Source organism: Streptomyces sp. NPDC006326, assembly GCF_040612915.1.
Taxonomy (GTDB): Bacteria; Actinomycetota; Actinomycetes; order Streptomycetales; family Streptomycetaceae; genus Streptomyces.
This window is the reverse complement of record NZ_JBEXRC010000024.1, coordinates 74,969-93,639: the sequence shown is the minus strand read 5'-3', so window position 1 is coordinate 93,639 and position 18,671 is coordinate 74,969. Positions and strand designations below refer to the sequence as shown.

At 71.8% G+C, this 18,671-nt stretch carries 21 protein-coding genes and 1 pseudogene; 11 read left to right on the top strand and 11 right to left on the bottom strand.

Annotated features, from left to right (window positions below):
- Positions 1-915 (bottom strand): DUF4097 family beta strand repeat-containing protein, encoded by a 915-nt coding sequence (locus ABZ128_RS20055; protein WP_356849920.1) that lies wholly within the window; start codon positions 913-915, stop codon positions 1-3.
- A gap of 314 nt (positions 916-1,229) precedes the next feature.
- On the opposite strand from ABZ128_RS20055, the gene ABZ128_RS20050 reads away from it, so the two are divergent.
- Positions 1,230-1,640 (top strand): VOC family protein, encoded by a 411-nt coding sequence (locus ABZ128_RS20050; RefSeq protein WP_356849919.1) that lies wholly within the window; start codon positions 1,230-1,232, stop codon positions 1,638-1,640.
- A 23-nt stretch (positions 1,641-1,663) separates the two neighbouring features.
- On the opposite strand, the gene ABZ128_RS20045 is transcribed toward ABZ128_RS20050, so the two are convergent.
- Entirely contained in the window at positions 1,664-2,596 is a 933-nt protein-coding gene (locus ABZ128_RS20045; protein ID WP_356849917.1) for a LysR family transcriptional regulator, read from the bottom strand.
- 246 nt (positions 2,597-2,842) lie between these two features.
- Between ABZ128_RS20045 and snpA the strand changes: the two genes are divergently transcribed.
- Positions 2,843-3,478 (top strand): snapalysin, encoded by a 636-nt coding sequence (snpA, locus tag ABZ128_RS20040; protein ID WP_356849964.1) that lies wholly within the window; start codon positions 2,843-2,845, stop codon positions 3,476-3,478.
- On the opposite strand, the gene ABZ128_RS20035 is transcribed toward snpA, so the two are convergent.
- The 5 genes from ABZ128_RS20035 to ABZ128_RS20015 form a co-directional block, all read right to left on the bottom strand.
- Complete coding sequence (locus tag ABZ128_RS20035) at positions 3,475-3,681, bottom strand: hypothetical protein (protein WP_356849916.1); 207 nt, start codon at positions 3,679-3,681, stop codon at positions 3,475-3,477. The genes snpA and ABZ128_RS20035 overlap by 4 nt on opposite strands.
- 36 nt (positions 3,682-3,717) lie before the next feature.
- Positions 3,718-4,302: a dihydrofolate reductase family protein gene (locus ABZ128_RS20030; RefSeq protein ID WP_356849915.1), complete on the bottom strand. Its 585-nt coding sequence runs from the start codon at positions 4,300-4,302 to the stop codon at positions 3,718-3,720.
- A gap of 104 nt (positions 4,303-4,406) precedes the next feature.
- On the bottom strand, positions 4,407-5,000 hold the full coding sequence (locus ABZ128_RS20025; protein WP_356849913.1) for a GNAT family N-acetyltransferase: 594 nt from the start codon (positions 4,998-5,000) through the stop codon (positions 4,407-4,409).
- A gap of 154 nt (positions 5,001-5,154) precedes the next feature.
- Positions 5,155-6,192 carry a family 2 encapsulin nanocompartment cargo protein polyprenyl transferase gene (locus ABZ128_RS20020; RefSeq protein ID WP_356849912.1) on the bottom strand — a complete coding sequence of 346 codons (1,038 nt, stop codon included), beginning with the start codon at positions 6,190-6,192 and terminating at the stop codon, positions 5,155-5,157.
- Position 6,193: 1 nt separating this feature from the next.
- Positions 6,194-7,600, bottom strand: a complete 1,407-nt coding sequence (locus tag ABZ128_RS20015; RefSeq protein WP_356849910.1) for a family 2B encapsulin nanocompartment shell protein — start codon at positions 7,598-7,600, stop codon at positions 6,194-6,196.
- A gap of 318 nt (positions 7,601-7,918) precedes the next feature.
- On the opposite strand from ABZ128_RS20015, the gene ABZ128_RS20010 reads away from it, so the two are divergent.
- Positions 7,919-8,509 (top strand): N-acetylmuramoyl-L-alanine amidase, encoded by a 591-nt coding sequence (locus tag ABZ128_RS20010; protein ID WP_356849909.1) that lies wholly within the window; start codon positions 7,919-7,921, stop codon positions 8,507-8,509.
- 74 nt (positions 8,510-8,583) lie between these two features.
- Entirely contained in the window at positions 8,584-9,492 is a 909-nt protein-coding gene (locus tag ABZ128_RS20005) for a pyridoxal-phosphate dependent enzyme (RefSeq protein ID WP_356849907.1), read from the top strand.
- A 47-nt stretch (positions 9,493-9,539) separates the two neighbouring features.
- Here ABZ128_RS20005 and ABZ128_RS20000 read toward each other — a convergent pair whose 3' ends face one another.
- The gene (locus ABZ128_RS20000) at positions 9,540-11,120 is read right to left on the bottom strand and encodes a Na+/H+ antiporter (RefSeq protein WP_356849906.1); all 1,581 of its coding nucleotides are present in this window, start codon (positions 11,118-11,120) and stop codon (positions 9,540-9,542) included.
- 64 nt (positions 11,121-11,184) lie between these two features.
- On the opposite strand from ABZ128_RS20000, the gene ABZ128_RS19995 reads away from it, so the two are divergent.
- The 3 genes from ABZ128_RS19995 (at position 11,185) to ABZ128_RS19985 (ending at position 13,154) form a co-directional block, all read left to right on the top strand.
- Positions 11,185-11,445, top strand: coding sequence for a UBP-type zinc finger domain-containing protein (locus tag ABZ128_RS19995; protein WP_356849904.1), 261 nt, complete (start codon positions 11,185-11,187; stop codon positions 11,443-11,445).
- A 204-nt stretch (positions 11,446-11,649) separates the two neighbouring features.
- Entirely contained in the window at positions 11,650-12,063 is a 414-nt protein-coding gene (locus ABZ128_RS19990; RefSeq protein ID WP_030153599.1) for an anti-sigma regulatory factor, read from the top strand.
- A complete protein-coding gene (locus tag ABZ128_RS19985) occupies positions 12,060-13,154 on the top strand; it encodes an RNA polymerase sigma factor SigF (protein WP_356849903.1) in 1,095 nt (364 codons plus the stop codon). Before ABZ128_RS19990 ends, ABZ128_RS19985 begins: the two co-directional genes overlap by 4 nt.
- Positions 13,155-13,194: 40 nt before the next feature.
- Here the strand turns inward: ABZ128_RS19985 and ABZ128_RS19980 are convergent, their stop codons facing one another.
- Positions 13,195-13,632, bottom strand: coding sequence for a hypothetical protein (locus ABZ128_RS19980; RefSeq protein ID WP_356849902.1), 438 nt, complete (start codon positions 13,630-13,632; stop codon positions 13,195-13,197).
- An 84-nt stretch (positions 13,633-13,716) separates the two neighbouring features.
- Here ABZ128_RS19980 and ABZ128_RS19975 point away from each other — a divergent pair, with 84 nt between their 5' ends.
- Together ABZ128_RS19975 and ABZ128_RS19970 are read left to right on the top strand one after the other, a co-directional pair.
- Positions 13,717-14,682, top strand: coding sequence for a diacylglycerol kinase family protein (locus ABZ128_RS19975; protein WP_356849900.1), 966 nt, complete (start codon positions 13,717-13,719; stop codon positions 14,680-14,682).
- A 322-nt stretch (positions 14,683-15,004) separates the two neighbouring features.
- Positions 15,005-15,262 carry a WhiB family transcriptional regulator gene (locus tag ABZ128_RS19970; RefSeq protein ID WP_003953983.1) on the top strand — a complete coding sequence of 86 codons (258 nt, stop codon included), beginning with the start codon at positions 15,005-15,007 and terminating at the stop codon, positions 15,260-15,262.
- A 179-nt stretch (positions 15,263-15,441) separates the two neighbouring features.
- On the opposite strand, the gene ABZ128_RS19965 is transcribed toward ABZ128_RS19970, so the two are convergent.
- Positions 15,442-16,911 (bottom strand): PAS domain-containing sensor histidine kinase, encoded by a 1,470-nt coding sequence (locus tag ABZ128_RS19965; RefSeq protein WP_356849962.1) that lies wholly within the window; start codon positions 16,909-16,911, stop codon positions 15,442-15,444.
- 389 nt (positions 16,912-17,300) lie between these two features.
- Positions 17,301-17,399: pseudogene (locus ABZ128_RS19960) on the bottom strand (TetR/AcrR family transcriptional regulator); the annotation flags it as partial.
- Between ABZ128_RS19960 and ABZ128_RS19955 the strand changes: the two are divergent.
- Positions 17,385-17,684, top strand: a complete 300-nt coding sequence (locus tag ABZ128_RS19955) for an SDR family oxidoreductase (RefSeq protein ID WP_356849899.1) — start codon at positions 17,385-17,387, stop codon at positions 17,682-17,684. The pseudogene ABZ128_RS19960 and the gene ABZ128_RS19955 sit on opposite strands and share 15 nt — an antisense overlap.
- A 156-nt stretch (positions 17,685-17,840) precedes the next feature.
- Positions 17,841-18,626 carry a glucosamine-6-phosphate deaminase gene (gene nagB, locus ABZ128_RS19950; protein ID WP_356849897.1) on the top strand — a complete coding sequence of 262 codons (786 nt, stop codon included), beginning with the start codon at positions 17,841-17,843 and terminating at the stop codon, positions 18,624-18,626.
- Positions 18,627-18,671 lie beyond the last annotated feature (45 nt).

The following is an 18,671-nucleotide window of genomic DNA, read 5'->3' as shown; positions in this document are numbered from 1 at the left end:
TCAGAGCACCTTCTTGTCGAGCACGAGGGGCGCGGCCGGGGCGTCGGCGGCGGGGCGGCGCAGCAGGGCGATGGCGCCCGAGACGGTGGTGGCCCGCAGGGTCCCGGTGCCGGAGCCCAGGGTGCCGGTGATCCGCTTGGTGCCCAGCTGGCCGGAGACCCGCAGGTCCTCGAAGGCGTTGGAGAGCCCGCCGGTGGCGGTGTTGGCCTCGACCCGCGCGTCCGCCGGGTGCGGAAGCCGGATGGCGACCTGACCGGACACGGAGTTCAGGGTCATGTCCACGGGGCGGGGGGCCGCCGGGTCGGCATCGAGGTCGATGAGCATGTCCCCGCTGACCGAGTCGGCCCGTACGCTCACGCCCGAGCCGTCGACGACCGTCAGGCCGCCGGAGACGGAGTGGAACGCGAGCTCGCCGGTGACGGACTGGGCCTCGACACTGCCCGAGACGGTGTGCGCCTTGACGCTGCCCGACAGCCCGACCAGCGTGGCGTCCCCCGAGACCCCGTTCAGCTCGGTGCCGCCCGCGATCCCGGAGACCACGGCGGCGGCGCTGACGGCGGCCAGCTGCACGCGGGTGGCGGCGGGGACGGTGAGCGTGACGGTGACGCTGCGCTCCCAGGCCTTGCGGCCGGAGCCGGAACCGGTCCAGGCCTTCCACGGCTTGCCCTCGAACCACTTCTTGAAGCCCTGCGAGCCGTTCCAGGGCAGGTCCTCGTAGGAGACGGTGAGCGTGCCGCCTTCCTGCACGACGTAGAGGGGCGGTCCGTCGACCTCGGCCACCTCCAGCCGGGCCGGGCCCTCGTCGGCGACCACGTTGACCGTGCCGGCGACCACGCGGACGCGGACCTCGGTCACCGGCTCGTCGAAGGTGAGCTTCTGCGGTGCGGCGACGGACCACGTCTTCTGCTCTGCCATGGGGGCCCTCCTGGGCGTACGGACTCGCGCAACATATCGCGTCTCTCGAAGAACACGATATATCGCGGATGGTCGAAGTCAAGGGCCGGGAGGCCGAGCGGCCCGGAACGGCGTTGCCCCGCGCCGAAATGATCACTACAGTCGGGCGGGTGACTGCCGGGTCGGCCTTGGGCCATGCACGAGTGGGGTTCCCGGCCTCGGCGTGAGCGCGGGGCGGGCCAGAGCCCCGCCGCCTTTCCGAGTCCTCCTGCCCTCCGGCGCCCTCCAGCGGCGCCGTTCCAGCGCATCCGAGACCCGGAGACACACACCCACTCATGCACGACGCACAGCAGTACCCGCAGCCGCCCGTCCGCCTGGACCACACCGCCGTCTACGCCAGGGACCGGCGGCTGTCGGCCGAGTTCCTGGCCGTGGTCATGGGGCTGGAGGTGGGCGCGCCCTTCGGGCCGTTCCTGCCCGTCGACCTCGGCAACGGGGTGACCCTCGACTACTACGAGAAGCGCGACGAGCCGATCCAGTCGCAGCACTACGCCTTCCTCGTCGCCGAGGAGCGGTTCGACGAGGTGATCGCCCGCCTGGAAGCGGTCGGGGTCACCTACTACGCCGACCCCGCCCACACCGAGCCCGGCCGGATCAACAGGCTGTTCGGCGGCCGCGGCGCCTACTTCGCCGACCCGGACGGCCACAACCTTGAGGTCATGACCCGGCCCTACGTCCGCCCCTAGAAGGCCCCCGCCCCCGGGCGCGGCTACGCCGCCAGCAGCGGACTCGCATGGTGGTGCAGCCACGCCCGGTACGGCGGCGTGCGCAGGGCGGCTTCGCGGTAGGCCGCCCGCAGGTCCTCGTACACCTCGGCGTGCGCACCCGGCCGCGTGGCCAGCAGCAGCCGTACGGCCAGCGGGTCGCCCGAGAGCGGCCGGATCGCCATGCCCTCCCGCGGCCCCGAGGTGGGCTGGCAGGGGGCGACCGCCTCACCGGAGAGGATCAGGGAAGCCGCCGTGTGGTAATCGGCGTGCAGCACCGGCGGATCCAGACCGGCCCGGGCGAACACCCGCCGCAGCCCGTCCCATTCGCCGTCCACCGAAGGGTCCACCGTCCACCGGTCGGCCGCGAGGTCCCGTAAATCGACCACGGACCGCCGCGCCGCCGGATGGTCCAGGGACATCGACACGAACTGCGGCTCACGCTCCATCAGCACCCGCAGCTCCAGACCCGCCGGCACCCGCAGCGGGCTGCCCTCGACCTCGTGCACGAACGCCACGTCCAGCTGCCCCGAAGCCACCATCCTGAGCAGCGCGTTGGGCGAGACGTCCACCACCAGCGAGGTCTCCGTGTCCGGCAGCCGCCGGTGCAGCCTGCGCAGCCAGCCGGGCAGCGCGCGGCTGGCCGTCGAGCCGATGCGCAGCCGCGGCCCGCGGGCCAGCGCCCTGGCCTCGGCGACGAGGGCGGCCATCTCGTCGAGCAGGGGCCGGGCGCGGCCGAGTACGGTACGGCCGAAGGGGGTGGGACGGCAGCCGGTGCGCTCGCGCAGGAACAGTTCGCCGTCCAGGGCCCGTTCGATCCGCTGGAGCTGGGTCGTCAGGGAGGGCTGGCTCACGCCGAGCTGCCGCGCCGCCTTGTGCAGGCTGCCGGCGTCGGCGATGGCGCACAGGGCGCGCAAGTGCCTGACCTCAAGCTCCATGCCCAGAGGGTAGGGCGGCCCCCGCCGAGCGCACCAGCCACTGACACCCCATCGAATCACGCCAATTTCAGGGAAGTTGCCGCCTGAAATCCTCCCGATAGTGCGGCGCTATCGATGGCTGACATCATCCGCCGGCCGCTCCCGCTCCCGCAGACTCCGGTACCGGAACGACCCACCCCCCACACCGGACGAGTAGGAGCACCCCACATGCGCCCCTCCGGCATGCCCCGAACCTCCCGCAAGGCCATGTTCGCCACCGCCATCGGCCTCGGGCTCGCCGCCGCCCTCGGCGGTGTCGTGCCCGCCGCGAGCGCCGCCGCCCCCACCGGCAGCCCCGCGACGTACGCCGCCTACGAGCGCTCCCAGGAGAACCAGGACGCGAACCGCGCCTTCTTCGAGGCCGTGCAGCGCTCGGTCGCCGAGCAGCGCGCCGCGAACCCCGGGCTCCTGGCCGTGACCGTCACGTACAACACCCGCAACGCACCCAGCTTCCGCAGCCAGATATCGCGCTCCACGCAGATATGGAACAGCTCGGTGTCCAACGTGAAGCTGCAGGAGGTCTCCTCCGGCGGGAACTTCGCGTACTACGAAGGCAGTGACTCGCGCGGTTCGTACGCGAGCACCGACGGGCACGGCCGCGGCTACATCTTCCTCGACTACCAGCAGAACCAGCAGTACAACTCCACCCGGGTGACCGCGCACGAGACCGGGCACGTGCTCGGCCTGCCCGACCACTACTCGGGCCCCTGCTCCGAGCTGATGTCGGGCGGCGGCCCGGGCACCTCCTGCCAGAACGCCTACCCGAACAGCACCGAGCGGGCGCGCGTGAACCAGCTGTGGGCGAACGGCCTCGCCGCCTCCGGCCTGGGCACGAAGGGCTAGCCGGCCACCAGGGGAATGTACCGCGGGCAGTCCGGGTTCCGGCAGGGACCCGGCGCCCACTCAGGGACGAAGATCCCGAGCGATTTGCGCCGCCGGACGACGGTCTCGACGGGGCGCCCGCAGGCCGGGCACGTGTGTTCCACGTGCCCGGCCTGCGGGGCGACCGCCTCGTGCTCGTGCTCGTGCTGCTGCTCACCGGCCATACCTCCACGGTAGGCCGGTTTTGCGTCTCCGGCGGGTCAGCGCTTGACGGTGTACGAGGTGATGACCTGGCCTCCGCCGAGCGCCACACAGCCGGTCAGTTCCAGTGGGCGCACCCCGAAGCCGGCCCGGGACATCGGCATGCCGGTCCCCACCACGACCGGGTACGTCTTGACGATGTACTCGTCGATCTCGTCGACCAGCCGGCCCGCGAGGTCGGCGCCGCCGCACAGCCAGATGCCGAGCCCGTCCCGGGCCTTGAGCTCGCGGACCTTGGCCGCGACGTCCCCGCTGATCAGCTGCACCTCGGGGTCGGGCGCCTGCGTGAGGGAGCGGGAGACGACGTACTGCTCGCGCATGTGGCCGTAGGGGCTGGTCATGCCCGCCTTGAGGCCCGGCTCGTAGGTCCTCCGCCCCATGAGCACCGTGTCGAACCGCTTCGGCGCGGCGTCCTCGATCCCCAGCTGCTCGCGGCCCTGGCCGGAAACCGTCTCGGGGTATTCGGCCTTCAGGTGCTCGATGAACCCGGGGTCGAGGAAGGTGTGGATGAAGTCGGCCTCGCCGTCCGGGGCTCCGATGAACCCGTCGACCGTCGTGGCGATGAAGTACGTGAGCTTGCGCAAGCGGGTCTCTTCCGTTCGACGGCACCCGGGCTCCCGGAGTACGTCACACAAAGTACTTCATACGAAGTGGTCCGGCAACCGTCGCGCGACCCCTCACTCCCGAGCTACCCCCGCGGCTTGCGCCACATCGGCCACATCTGCGGCCCGTCCGGCAGCTGCACCGCGGTCCCCGTGAACTCCCAGCCCAGCCGCTCGTACAGCGCCCTGCTGCGTTCACTGCTCGCCTCCAGGTACGCCGGCACGCCCTCCCGGTCGCAGCGCTCCAGCACCGGCCCGATCAGCTCGGTGCCCAGCCCCTGGCCCTGCCGGTCCGGGGACACCGCGATCATCAGCAGGTACTCGTGCTCCTCGGCCGTCGGGTGCACGGCGCCCGTCAGCCGTCCGACCAGCTCGCACCGCTCGTTGCCGGGGTCGGCCACCGCCCGCATCCGGGCCGGGACCTCATCCTCGCCCTCCGGCTCGCCCGCCGGGATCCGCAGCCAGAGGGCTGCCGCCGAACCGTCGGCCGCGTAGTCGATCCGGCCCTCCTCCAGGGCCACGTCCACGAACACGCCGAGGAACGCGCCGTGCACGGCGGCCCGGTGCTCCGGGTCGGGGAAGACCCAGCTGCTCACGGGGTCGGTGCGGAAGGCCTCGTCGAGCAGCCGCGCCACCGCGTCCCGGTCCGACTGCTGCGCCTGACGTATCTCCAGTCCCACTGGCCACACCCTTCGCTCACGTGTCAACTACCGCGAGCGATCCTAGAGTTGGCCCGCAAGAGCGGAAAGCCCTGTTCCGGCACCATGCGGTGCCGGAACAGGGCTTGCGTACCGCGCTTGTCCTCCTACGGCCGCCGGGGCCCCTCCCAGGGCCTCACGTGGTGCGCCGGGTGACGTACTCCGCCAGCGCCAGCAGCCCGCCCGCCGCCGCGAGGTCCGGCACGGCCCGCGACAGCTGCTGCACCGCCCGGCCCATCCGGTCCGCGGCATGGGCCTGCGCCCAGTCGCGACCGCCCGCCCGGTCCACCGCGTCGGCCGCCTTGCGTACGTCGCCCCCGGCCATGGGGCCCGCGTACAGGGCGGCCAGTTCCTCCCCGGCCGGGGTGCCGGAGGTGAGGGCGGCCACCACCGGGAGGGACTTCTTGCGGGCGAGCAGATCGGCCCCGGCGGGCTTGCCAGTGTGCCCGGGATCCCCCCAGATGCCGATCAGGTCGTCGATCAGCTGGAAGGCCAGTCCCGCCTCGCGCCCGAAGGCGTCCATGGCGTCGACCTCCTCGGGCCCGGCGCCCGCGTACAGGGCGCCCAGTGCGCACGCGCAGCCCAGCAGGGCACCGGTCTTGGCCATCGCCATGGCCAGGCACTCGTCGAGCGAGACGTACGGCCGCTGCTCGAAGGCGCAGTCGGCCTGCTGCCCCGCGCACAGCTCGATGACACAGGCGGCCAGCCGCGAGGAGGCCGCCGCCGAGGCGGGATGCGGGTCCTGCGCCAGCAGCCGCAGCGCGAGCGCCATCATGGCGTCGCCGGTGATGACCGCGTCCGGTGTCCCGAAGACGGTCCAGGCCGTTGGCCGGCCCCGGCGCCGTACGTCCTTGTCGACGACATCGTCGTGCAGCAGCGTGAAGTTGTGCGCCAGCTCCACGGCCACGGCCGCCCGCACCGCGCCCTCCACCGGGCCCGTGTGCGGGCCTTGCAGGGCCTGGGCCGCGGCGAGCACGAGGGCGGGACGGATGGCCTTGCCCGTATGACCGGCGGCCGGGGTGCCGTCCTCCAGCTCCCAGCCGAAGTGGTACATCGCCACGCGCCGCATCGCACCGGGCAGCCCCTCGACCGTACGGCGCAGTTCCGGGTTGACCGTTTCTCTTGTCCGTTCCAGCAGGACCGCGGCTTCCTGCCCCTCACCGGTGGTGATCACTTCAGCGCCAGCGGGCGATCTCGACGTTCTCCAGGACGCCGAGGGCGTCCGGCACCAGCACCGCGGCGGAGAAGTAGGCGGTGACCAGGTACGAGATGATCGCCTGCTCGCTGATGCCCATGAAGCGCACCGACGTGCTCGGCTCGATCTCGTCGGGAATGCCCGGCTGGTGGAGACCGATGACGCCCGACTCCTCCTCGCCGGTGCGCATGCAGAGGATGGACGTCGTACGCGCGTCGCTGATCGGGATCTTGTTGCACGGGAAGATCGGCACGCCCCGCCAGGACTGCACCCGGTGTCCGCCCACGTCGACCGCCTCCGGATACAGGCCGCGCTTGTTGCACTCGCGGCCGAAGGCGGCGATGGCCTTCGGGTGGGCGAGGAACAGCTTGGAGCCGCGCCGCATGCTGAGCAGCTGGTCCATGTCGTCGGGGCTGGGCACCCCGTCGTGGGGCTGGATGCGCTGGTCGTAGTCGGCGTTGTGGAGCAGGCCGAACTCGCGGTTGTTGACCATCTCGTGCTCTTGGCGCTCGCGCAGCGCCTCGACCGTGAGCCGCAGCTGCTGCTCGGTCTGGTTCATCGGGTGGTTGTACAGGTCGGCGACACGGGTGTGCACGCGCAGGACCGTTTGTGCAAGGGAGAGTTCGTACTCGCGCGGCCTCGCCTCGTAGTCGACGAAGGTGCCGGGCAGGACGGCCTCGCCCTGGTGGCCGGCGGAGAGGTCGATCGCGGCCTCGCCGTACGCGTTGGTGCGCTGTGAAGGCAGCGAGCGAGCGCCCTCCACGTGCGCGCGCAGCGAGTCGACGCGGTCGGCGAGGATCCGGAAGTCCTGACGGGTCAGGACGAGCGCGGTGCCGGAGGTGACGGAGCGGGCGGTGTACTCCCAGATCGCCTCCTCGTCGACGAGGGAGTCCTCGCCGAAGTAGGCGCCGTCGGCAACCGTCCGCAGCACGGCGTCCTCTCCGTACGGGCCGGGCCCGATCTGCTCGATCCGGCCGTGGGCGAGCAGGAACACGCGGTCAGAGGAGCTGCCGAAGGAGGTCAGCTCCTGGCCGGCCTCGAAGTCGACCTGCCGGCAGCGCTGGGCGAGCTCGGTGAGCACGTCCAGGTCCTCGTAGGTGCGCAGCAGGGGGAGCTCGCCGAGCTCGGCCGGGATGACCTGGACCTGCGTGCCGGTCTTGATGAACTCCACGCGTCCGTCACCGACCGTGTAGCTCAGACGCCTGTTGACCCGGTACGTGCCGCCCTGGACGGCCACCCACGGGAGCGCCTTCAGGAGCCACCGCGAGGTGATCTCCTGCATCTGCGGCGCGGACTTGGTCGTGGTTGCCAAGTTCCGCGCGGCCGAGGTGCCGAGACTCCGCTGGGGGGCCTGGGCCTCGGTTTCGGAACCCGCCTGGACCGACATGTTTTCCCCTTCGATCACTCCATGGATCTGCGGGAGCAGCTTTTCAGCACGGAACGCGATGGGACCATTACACAAAAGTGTGGGACTACTCCGCCCTGGGGCGGGGCACCCTTTGGGGCCACCCGCCGGCCCCGCGCCCCGAAGACCGGTGGCGGGACGCGGCGCTACGCGTGGGACGGGCGGGCCGGCCGGGACGAGTGTCCGGATCCGCTCGCTCGCCGTACGAACGCACTGGCCCGGAGGGGTCGCCTCCACTACACCGGTCTGTAATGAGGCGGACACGTGTCGTGACCGCCCTCCACCGGAGAGGAGGCGGCCGTGTCCGCACCCATGTCCGCGAGCCGGTTCATCGACGCCCTGCGCAACGAGGGCCTGACCGTCGTCGAGGTCGGCGCCTGGCGCACCCACAACCGCAACCACAAAGGCCCCTGGGGCCCGGTGCACGGGGTGATGATCCACCACACCGTCACCCATGGCACGGCCTACACCGTCCGGCTCTGCCGCGACGGCGACGAGGGCCTGCCCGGCCCGCTCTGCCACGGCGTGATCACCAAGGACGGCCGGGTCCACCTGGTCGGCTACGGCCGCGCCAACCACGCGGGCGCGGGCGACTCCGACGTCCTGGCGGCGGTGATCGCGGAAAAGCGGCTCCCCCCGGACCACCACGCGAACACCGACGGCAACCGCCACTTCTACGGCTTCGAATGCGAGAACCTCGGCGACGGCGACGACCCCTGGCCGGAGGTCCAGCTCGACGCCATGGCCCGCGCGGCGGCGGCCCTCTGCCGGGTCCACGCCTGGACGGAGCGCTCGGTGATCGGCCACCTCGAATGGCAGCCGGGCAAGATCGATCCGAAGGGCTTCACGATGGACTCCTTCCGCACCCGGGTGGGCAACCGCCTCAAATAACCAGGCGCCCGCGACGGGGAGGGGCGGGCCGTGGCGTGGGGGCGGGGTGGGAGGGAGGGGCTCACAATGGACGGGTGAACCGCCCCGCGCACCTTGACCTGCTCTTGCAGCCCCGGCCGCCCTCCGCACTGCAGGAGCTGCGCGACGAGCGGTTCGAGCGGTACGGGGTGCGCCTGGTGGTCAAGCGGGACGACCTCGTGCATCCGGAGCTGCCCGGCAACAAGTGGCGCAAGCTCGCGCCCAATCTGCGGGCCGCCGTCGGCGGGGGGTTTCCGGCGCTGGTGACCTTCGGCGGGGCGTACTCCAACCACCTGCGGGCCACCGCCGCGGCCGGGCGGCTGCTGGGGCTGGCGACCGTCGGCATCGTCCGCGGTGACGAGCTGGCCGGCCGGCCGCTCAACGACTCCCTCGGCCGGTGCGCGGCCGACGGGATGCGGCTGCACTTCGTCTCCCGTGCGGAGTACCGGCGCAAGTCCGACCCCGAGGTGCTGGCCCGGCTGCTGGCGCAGGCCGGCGCCGGCGCCGCGTACCCGGTCCCGGAAGGCGGCAGCAACGCCCTCGCCCTGCAGGGCTGTGCGGAGCTGGGGCGCGAACTGCACGGCGCGGGCGACGTGGTGGCAGTGGCCTGCGGCACGGGCGGCACCCTGGCGGGCCTGGCGGCCGGACTCGCCCCCGGCCAGCGGGCGCTCGGCGTGCCGGTGCTGGCGGGGGGCTTCCTCACGGAGGAGATACGTTCCCTCCAGCGGGCGGCCTTCGGCGGCCCGGCCGGGGAATGGAGCCTGGCGGAGGGCTTCCACCACGGCGGCTACGCCCGGGTCCCCGCCGAGCTGGAGGCCTTCGCCGCCGACTTCGAGGCGCGGCACGGCATCCCGGTCGAGCGGATCTACGTGGCCAAGCTGCTCTGGGCGCTGACCGACCTCACCGCGTCCGGCGCCTTCCCCCGGGGCACCACCCTGACGGCCGTCATCACCGGCCACCCGTAGAGCCCCGGAGCCGCGGAGCCCGGACCCCGGCGCCCCGGCGCCCCGGATCAGGCCCTTTCCTCGCGGTAGGCCGCCGCCTCCTCCAGGTCCAGGCTGCGCAGCAGGCCCCGCAGCATCTCGTCGTCGATGCGGCGCCGGTCGCGCAAGGTCACGAAGACCTCCCGCTCCGCCGCGATCATCTCGCGGGCCAGGCGCCGGTAGACGTCGTCGGCGGATTCGCCGGTGACCGGGTTGGTCTCGCCCAGCCGCTCCCACACCGCGTTGCGCCGCCGCTCCATCACCGTGCGGAGCCGCTCCGCCAGCGGCGGCGGCAGGGCGTTCTCCGGCTCGGCCAGCATCTCCGCGAGCCGGTCCTCCGCCGCCCGCGAGGCCTCGTTCTGCGCCTGCGCCTCCGCCAGGGTCTCCTGCTGCGGGTCCCGCCGGGGCAGCCGCAGCAGCCGGATCAGCGGCGGCAGCGTCAGCCCCTGCACCACCAGCGTGCCGATCACCGTCGTGAAGGTGAGGAAGAGGATCAGGTTCCGGTGCGGGACGCTCATCGGCACCGAGAAGGCGATCGCCAGCGAGACCACCCCGCGCATCCCCGCCCAGCCCACCACCACCGGCGCCTTCCAGGTGGTCTCCGGCTCCCGTTCCCGGATGCGCCGGGACACCCACCGCGGCACGAAGGTGGCCGGGAACACCCAGACGAACCGCGCGACCACCACCGCCAGGAAGACGATCAGGGCGTACCAGGCCGCGTGCAGCCCCTCGTACTCCTCCAGCCCCCGCAGCACCACGGGCAGCTGCAGCCCGATCAACGCGAAGACCACCGACTCCAGGATGAAGGCGACCATCTTCCACACCGCCTCCTCCTGGAGCCGGGTGGCGAAGTCGACCTGCCAGTTGCGGTGGCCGAGGTAGAGCGCCACCACGACCACCGCGAGGACGCCCGAGGCGTGCACCCGCTCGGCCGCCGCGTACGCCACGAACGGGATCAGCAGCGACAGGGTGTTCTGCAGCAGCGGCTCCCGCAGCCGCTTGCGCAGGTGGTGGATCGGCACCATCAGCACCAGGCCCACCCCGATGCCTCCCACCGAGGCGAGCAGGAACTCCGCGATCCCGCCCGCCCAGCCGACGCCGGTGCCCACCGCCGCGGCCAGTGCCACCTTGTACGCGGTGATGGCGGTGGCGTCGTTCACCAGGGACTCGCCCTGCAGGATGGTGGTGATCCGGTTCGGCAGCCCGAGCCTGCGGGCGATCGCCGTCGCGGCCACCGCGTCGGGCGGCGCGATCACCGCGCCCAGCACCAGCGCCACGGGCAGCGACAGCCCCGGTACCAGCAGGTACGCCGCATAGCCCACGGCGAGCGTCGCGAAGAGCACGTAGCCCACCGACAGCAGCGCGACCGGCCGGATGTTGGCCCGCAGGTCCAGGTACGAGCTGTCGACGGCGGCCGTGTGGAGCAGCGGCGGCAGCAGCAGCGGCAGCACGATGTGCGGGTCGAGGCCGTACGCGGGCAGGCCCGGGACGTACGAGGCGATCAGCCCGACCGCGACCAGCAGCAGCGGCGCCGGCACCGGCGTACGGCGGGCGGCCCCCGCGACGACCGCACTGCCCGCCACCAGTGCCACCAGCGGCAATACCTCCATCGAAGATCCATTCTCCTCGGAATTCGTCGTCCTCGGGCGCCCGCACCTCAGTACGCTGGCCATCATGAGCGAGTGCACGCATGTTCCCGAACTGCCGCGCCCCGAGCCTGTCCCGGCTGCCCAGACCTGCCTGGAATGTCTGGCGCTCGGCAGTCACCCGGTCCAGCTGCGGATGTGCCTCGGGTGCGGGTACGTCGCCTGCTGCGACTCCTCCCCCCACCGGCACGCCACGGCGCACTACCAGGCCACCGGCCATCCGGTGATGCGCAGCTTCGAACCGGGCGAGACCTGGCGGTGGTGTTTTGTCGACGGTTCAATCGTCTGAGGCGGGGTAGTTCAACCCTCCGCCGGTTCCCCCGATTTGGGCCCGCAGACCCCTAGCCACTGTGCGTACCCATGGGCATACCATCAGTCACTGGCCGTAGGCGGGGGTGTCCGCAGCGGGCGTCCTGAGGGGTGCCGCGACACGATCGCCCGGATCGCGGTAGCGTCACCGGCGAACAGAGCTCGTACCACCTTGGAGGTGAGGGTGTCCCAGATCGCAGGCGAGCCCGGGACCCAGGACTTCGTGGAAGTCCGGCTGCCCGCTGCGGGTGCCTACCTGTCAGTGCTGCGCACGGCCACGGCCGGTCTCGCGGCACGGTTGGACTTCACCCTCGACGAGATCGAGGACCTCCGCATCGCGGTGGACGAAGCCTGCGCGATCCTGCTCCAGCAGGCCGTGCCCGGCTCCGTCCTCAGCTGCGTGTTCCGGCTGGTCGACGATTCGCTGGAGGTGACCGTCTCGGCGCCGACCACGGACGGGCGTGCGCCGGAGCGCGACACGTTCGCCTGGACCGTCCTGTCCGCACTGGCCGGGAAGGTCGAGTCGACGGTCGAGGAGGACCGTACGGTGAGCATCAGCCTCTACAAACAGCGCGGCGCGGGTCCAGGCCCGGCGTGAGTGGCGGGGAGATCCCGGTGCGGGGCGGGGATCGGCCCCGGGTACGGCACGAGGTCGACGGCGGCATCCCGGAGCAGCAGCACGCCCGGCCGCACCCGGCTGACGCGGATGCGGAAGACGGCTTTTTGGACTCGGCGGAGCGACGGGCGGGCCCTATGAGCGAGAACCAGCACGAAGAACCACTGCCGGCGCAGCCACCAGGTGCCGCTGCCGCAGCCCCGGAGCAGCACGCGGGGCCGGCGACGGACGCGGTGACGGACCCGGACGTGACGGACACGGATCCGGACACGGACCGGGCGCCGGTCCTCCCGGTGCCCGCTTCGGTGCTGCCGGATCCCCGGGACCGCAGCGGGGCCCGGGCCCTGTTCATCGAGCTGCGGGCCCTGCCCGACGGCTCGCCGGAGAAGGCCGAGCTGCGCAACCGGCTCGTGCGGATGCACCTGCCGCTGGTCGAGCACCTGGCCCGGCGGTTCCGCAACCGCGGCGAACCGCTGGACGATCTGACGCAGGTCGCCACGATCGGCCTGATCAAGTCCGTGGACCGGTTCGACCCGGACCGCGGGGTCGAGTTCTCCACGTACGCGACACCGACGGTGGTCGGCGAGATCAAGCGCCACTTCCGGGACAAGGGATGGGCGGTACGGGTCCCCCGGCGGCTGCAGGAGCTGCGGCTCTCGCTGACGACGGCCACGGCCGAGCTGTCCCAGCAGCACGGCCGCTCCCCCACGGTCCACGAACTGGCCGAGCGGCTCGGGATCTCCGAGGAGGAGGTGCTGGAGGGGCTGGAATCGGCCAATGCCTACAGCACGCTCTCGCTGGACGTCCCGGACACGGACGACGAGTCGCCGGCGGTCGCGGACACCCTGGGCGCGGAGGACGAGGCGCTGGAGGGCGTCGAGTACCGCGAGTCGCTCAAGCCGCTGCTGGAAGGGCTGCCGCCGCGGGAGAAGCGGATCCTGCTGCTGCGGTTCTTCGGCAACATGACCCAGTCGCAGATCGCGCAGGAGGTCGGCATCTCCCAGATGCACGTCTCGCGCCTGCTGGCCCGCACCCTGGCCCAGCTCCGCGAGAAGCTCCTGGTGGAGGAGTAGGAGGAGGGCGTACGGGGCTACCGCCCCGCGCCCGTACGGGTCATCGGGTCTGCTCGCCGGGCCCGATGCCCAGGGCCTCGGTGGCCGTCGGGTTGACCAGCAGGCTCACCACGGCCACGGCGGACAGGGCGAGCGCGACGGCGGCGGCGATCATCGCCCCGCCCGTGGTGTACAGGGTCCACGCCACCGGCAGCGCCATCAGCTGGGTGATCAGCGCGGGGCCGCGGCTCCAGCGGCGGCCCAGGCGCAGCCCGCGGGCCGCGAGCAGGGGCAGCGCGGCGAGCACGAGCACGGTGATCCCGCCGGTTTCGGCCTGTTGCGGGGAGTCGGGGTCACCGGCGATGCCCACGAACAGCAGGTAGACGCCGAGGCCGGCCAGCGCGAGGCCCTCCAGGGCGGTGAGCGCGGCGGCGGCGGTCAGTCGGCGGGGCAGCGGGGCCCTGGTCGGGGCCGGGGCGGGGGTGGGCTTGGTACTCACCCCAGCAGGGTAGCCGCGCGCCCCCGGCTCCGGACGGGACGGGCAGTATGGGCCGCCTCGGAACGGGTCGGTAGGCTGACGTGCATGCGTGCACTTCTCGTGGCCAACCCAGCAGCGACGACCACGAGCGCGCGTACGCGCGATGTGCTCATCCACGCCCTGGCCAGCGAGATGAAGCTGGAGGCGGTGACCACCGAGTACCGGGGACACGCCCGGGACCTTGCGCGCAGGGCCGCGGAGAACGGCATCGACCTCGTCGTGGCGCTGGGCGGCGACGGCACGGTCAACGAGGTGGTCAACGGACTGCTCCACAGCGGGCCCGATCCGGAGCGGCTGCCCGGGCTGGCGGTGGTCCCCGGCGGTTCCACCAATGTCTTCGCCCGCGCGCTCGGCCTGCCCAATGACGCGGTCGAGGCGACCGGCGCCCTGCTGGACGCCCTGCGCGAGCGGCGCGAGCGGACGGTGGGCCTGGGTCTTGCGGCCGGCACCCCGGGCACGGAGGACGAGTCGGTCCCGGCGCGCTGGTTCACCTTCTGCGCGGGCTTCGGTTTCGATGCGGGCGTGGTGGGGCGGGTCGAGCAGCAGCGCGAGCGCGGCAAGCGTTCGACGCACGCCCTGTACGTACGGCAGCTGATGCGCCAGTTCTGGGACGAGCCGAACCGGCGGCACGGAACGATCACGCTGGAGCGCCCGGGCACGGATCCCGTGACCGATCTGGTGCTCTCGATAATCTGCAACACCTCGCCCTGGACGTACCTGGGCAACCGTCCGCTGTACGCCTCGCCGGAGGCCTCGTTCGATACTGCACTTGACGTATTGGCGCTGGACCGTTTGTCAACTCCGGCCGTCGCGCGGTACGCGACACAGCTCCTGACCTCGACTCCTGAGCGCGGTCCTCAGGGCAAGCATGCGGTGTCTCTGCACGATCTGACCGACTTCACCTTGCATTCGAAGGTTCCCCTCCCCTTCCAGATGGACGGCGACCATCTCGGTTTGCGCACCAGCGTTCGGTTCACAGGCGTACGCCGTGCACTGCGTGTGATTGTGTGAGTGGAAGGGCCCAAAGTCCTTTCACTCGAACGTTTACACGCGGGTCCACCCTCACGATGTAGGGCTGTGACCTAGTAGACACCGACGAATCAAAAAAAACTTTCCGGAAGGGGTTGTATCCCCGTCCGAGGTTTGCGAATCTCTTCATGGCGATCGGGACGGCCCGCAGAACCCGGCACCCCAACAGACCGCCAGAACCCCACCACGAATCTTCGACTGACCTTCCAGGTGACTGGCTGGTCGCCCTTCCCTCACGGGGGGATTCGTGAAAGCGTTCACATTCACAAGCAACCTGCCCGCAATACAAGGAGATGGAGCAGCCATGGACTGGCGTCACAACGCCGTTTGTCGTGAGGAAGACCCGGAACTCTTCTTCCCCATCGGCAACACCGGTCCTGCGCTGCTGCAGATCGAGGAAGCCAAGGCCGTCTGCCGCCGTTGCCCCGTCATGGAGCAGTGCCTGCAGTGGGCGCTTGAGTCCGGCCAGGACTCCGGCGTCTGGGGCGGTCTCAGCGAGGACGAGCGCCGCGCCATGAAGCGCCGCGCCGCTCGCAACCGGGCGCGCAACGCCAGCGCCTGACATTCGACTTTCGAGCCTCGACGCAGCGCGTAGTAACACCGTACAAGCGCTCAGCAACGTGCTCTTGAGCCCCGGACCGGGAAATCTGCGGTCCGGGGCTCAGTGCTGTCCGGGGCGGCGGCGGGACTGCGGCGCTCACCCTGAGTGACGATCCGGCCGACTGCCCTACGGCGGCCGCCCTACTTCTGCGGGCTGGCCGGGACGTCCAGGACCACCTTGGTGCCGCGCGGCTCCGCCCGGACCATGTCGAACGTGCCGCCGAGCTCACCCTCCACCAGGGTGCGTACGATCTGCAGCCCGAGATTCCCGGCCCGCTGGGGGTCGAATCCCTCGGGCAGGCCCGAACCGTCGTCGACCACCGTGATCAGCAGCCGGGCGTCGGCGCGGCCGGAGCCGGTGCGCGCCGCGGACACCTCCACCGTGCCGCCCTCCCCCTGGGTGAAGGCGTGCTCCAGGGCGTTCTGCAGGATCTCGGTCAGCACCATCGACAGCGGTGTGGCGACCTCGGCGTCGAGGATCCCGAAGCGGCCGGTGCGCCGGCAGTCCACCTTGCCCGGGGAGATCTCCGCGACCATCGCGATGACCCGGTCGGCGATCTCGTCGAACTCCACCCGCTCGTCCAGGTTCTGAGACAGCGTCTCATGGACGATGGCGATCGAACCGACCCGGCGGACGGCCTCGTTGAGGGCCTCGCGGCCCCCTTCGGAATCCATCCGGCGCGCCTGGAGGCGCAGCAGGGCGGCCACGGTCTGCAGGTTGTTCTTCACCCGGTGGTGGATCTCCCGGATGGTCGCGTCCTTGGTGATCAATTCCCGTTCCCGGCGGCGCAGTTCGGTGACGTCGCGGCACAGGACCAGGGAGCCGATCCGGATCCCCTTCGGCTTCAGCGGGATCGCGCGCAGCTGGATGACCCCGCCGTTGCCCTCGATCTCGGTCTCGCGGGGGGCCCAGCCGCTGGCGAGCTTGACGAGCGCCTCGTCCACGGGGCCGCGGGAGGGGGCCAGTTCGGCGGTGGTGGTGCCCAGGTGCTGGCCGACCAGGTCGGAGGCGAGTCCGAGGCGGTGGTAGGCGGAGAGCGCGTTCGGGGACGCGTACGTGACCACGCCGTCGGCGTCGAGGCGGATCAGGCCGTCACCGACCCGCGGGGAGGCGTCCATGTCGACCTGCTGCCCGGGGAACGGGAAGGAGCCGGCGGCGATCATCTGGGCCAGGTCGGAGGCGGACTGGAGGTACGTCAGCTCCAGCCGGCTCGGCGTGCGCACCGTGAGCAGGTTGGTGTTGCGGGCGATCACGCCCAGGACCCGGCCCTCGCGGCGCACGGGGATGGACTCGACCCGTACGGGCACCTCCTCGCGCCACTCCGGGTCGCCCTCGCGCACGATCCGGCCCTCGTCGAGGGCGGCGTCGAGCAGCGGGCGCCTTCCGCGGGGCACCAGGTGGCCGACCATGTCGTCCTGGTAGGAGGTGGGGCCCGTGTTCGGGCGCATCTGCGCGACCGAGACGTACCGGGTGCCGTCGAGGGTGGGGACCCACAGCACGAGGTCGGCGAAGGACAGGTCGGAGAGCAGCTGCCACTCCGAAACCAGCAGGTGCAGCCACTCCAGGTCGGTTTCACCGAGAGCGGTGTGCTGGCGTACGAGGTCGTTCATGGAGGGCACGTGGCGAGCGTACCCCGGGTAGGGGCCATGACATTCCACACGCCGCCCTACTCAGGAGTATCCAGGAGGGGTGCGGGACGCGTACTGTTGGAGGAAGTGACGGGTGCGCAGTCCCCGTCATTGGATGGACAGAACAGATTGGTCTAGTCCACAATTGCCATAAGCTTCCGCCCTCCCCGCACAGGAGGACGGATAGAGGTAGCCGCGCGCTCTGCCCTGACCGCGCAGGCACCTCCCCCGGCCGCGGGAACCGCACACCCGCCGGCCGTAAGTACTCCGGGCTACGGTGCCGGACGGGTTGAGGGTCCCGTCCTGGCACCGTGGCCCAGAGGAACCGGCGCCCGTACCGAGGCCAGGCCCGTACGCGCATCCGCCCCTGCGGCCAGCTCCGCCACCGCCTCCGGCTCCGCCCGCCCCGCGCCGTCGCGCGCCTGCTGGGACATCCCGATGAGGACGGCGGGCACATGGCGGGCCAGCGCCCGCCGTGCCCCCAGACGGCCCTGGTCAACAACGCGGGCGCGGCGGCCCTCGCCGGGATCACGGTGAACTCGGTCGGCCCCGGCACCACCGACACCGAGCGCAATGCGGCCTGGCCGGCGGACCCGGCGGCGCGGGCGCACGTCTCCTCCCGGTCGGTGTTCGGGCGGGTGGGGACGGCCGAGGAGGTCGCCGACGTGGTGGCCTTCCTCGCCTCGCCGGACTCCCGCTGGGTGACCGGCCGGCACCTGGACGCCACCGGCGGCCTGCAGCTCGCACTGCTCTGAGGCTCTGAGGCTCCGAGCAGAGCCGGGAGGCCGCGGGCGGGGATCCGGACCACCATGGAAAAGGGGGGCGGGAGGTGCGGAGCCCTGCCCGTGGCGCCCCGGCTCTGCTAGATTGGTCTATACCACACCACCGCACTCCAGATCGGCAGGCCCCGCGTGGAAGTTGTCATCGTCCCGGACGCCAAGGCAGGCGGCGAGCTCATCGCGGAGGCCATGGCCGCCCTGGTACGCCGCAAGCCCGACGCCCTGCTCGGCGTGGCGACCGGCTCGACCCCGCTGCCCGTCTACGAAGCCCTCGCCGCCAAGGTCAGGGCCGGTGAGGTCGACGCCTCCCGGGCCAGGATCTGCCAGCTCGACGAGTACGTCGGCCTGCCGGCCGGACACCCCGAGTCCTACCGCGCGGTCGTGCTGCGCGAGGTCGTCGAGCCGCTCGGCCTGTCCGAGGCCTCCTTCCTGGGCCCGGACGGCTCGGCCGAGGACATCGTGGCCGCGTGCGAGGCGTACGACCGGGCCCTGGCCGAGGCGGGCGGGGTCGACCTCCAGCTGCTGGGCATCGGCACCGACGGACACATCGGCTTCAACGAGCCGTGCTCCTCGCTGGCCTCCCGCACCCGCATCAAGACGCTGACGCAGCAGACCCGCGTCGACAACGCGCGGTTCTTCGACGACGACCTGGCCCAGGTGCCGCACCACGTCATCACCCAGGGCATCGGGACCATACTCGACGCCCGCCACCTGGTGCTCCTGGCCACCGGCGAGGGCAAGGCCGAGGCCGTCGCGCAGAGCGTCGAGGGCCCGCTGTCCGCCCTCGTCCCGGCCTCGGCGCTCCAGCTGCACCCGCACGCGACCGTCGTCGTGGACGAGGCCGCCGCCTCGAAGCTGAAGCTGGCCGACTACTTCCGCCACGCCTACGCCGACAAGCCCGCCTGGCAGGGCCTGTAGCCGTACGTGCGGAGGGCCGGACCCCTGTCGCGGGTCCGGCCCTCC

Bases quoted from the DNA above. Each gene is read 5' to 3' on its own strand.
- ABZ128_RS19965 (WP_356849962.1), bottom strand. From the start codon at position 16,911: ATGAACGACCTCGTACGCCAGCACACCGCTCTCGGTGAAACCGACCTG.
- ABZ128_RS20015 (WP_356849910.1), bottom strand. From the start codon at position 7,600: ATGTCGGTCCAGGCGGGTTCCGAAACCGAGGCCCAGGCCCCCCAGCGG.
- ABZ128_RS20055 (WP_356849920.1), bottom strand. From the start codon at position 915: ATGGCAGAGCAGAAGACGTGGTCCGTCGCCGCACCGCAGAAGCTCACC.
- ABZ128_RS19970 (WP_003953983.1), top strand. From the start codon at position 15,005: ATGGACTGGCGTCACAACGCCGTTTGTCGTGAGGAAGACCCGGAACTC.
- ABZ128_RS19975 (WP_356849900.1), top strand. From the start codon at position 13,717: ATGCGTGCACTTCTCGTGGCCAACCCAGCAGCGACGACCACGAGCGCG.
- ABZ128_RS20000 (WP_356849906.1), bottom strand. From the start codon at position 11,120: ATGGAGGTATTGCCGCTGGTGGCACTGGTGGCGGGCAGTGCGGTCGTC.
- ABZ128_RS20050 (WP_356849919.1), top strand. From the start codon at position 1,230: ATGCACGACGCACAGCAGTACCCGCAGCCGCCCGTCCGCCTGGACCAC.
- ABZ128_RS19955 (WP_356849899.1), top strand. From the start codon at position 17,385: ATGGCGGGCCAGCGCCCGCCGTGCCCCCAGACGGCCCTGGTCAACAAC.
- snpA (WP_356849964.1), top strand. From the start codon at position 2,843: ATGTTCGCCACCGCCATCGGCCTCGGGCTCGCCGCCGCCCTCGGCGGT.
- ABZ128_RS20045 (WP_356849917.1), bottom strand. From the start codon at position 2,596: ATGGAGCTTGAGGTCAGGCACTTGCGCGCCCTGTGCGCCATCGCCGAC.
- ABZ128_RS20035 (WP_356849916.1), bottom strand. From the start codon at position 3,681: ATGGCCGGTGAGCAGCAGCACGAGCACGAGCACGAGGCGGTCGCCCCG.
- ABZ128_RS19995 (WP_356849904.1), top strand. From the start codon at position 11,185: ATGAGCGAGTGCACGCATGTTCCCGAACTGCCGCGCCCCGAGCCTGTC.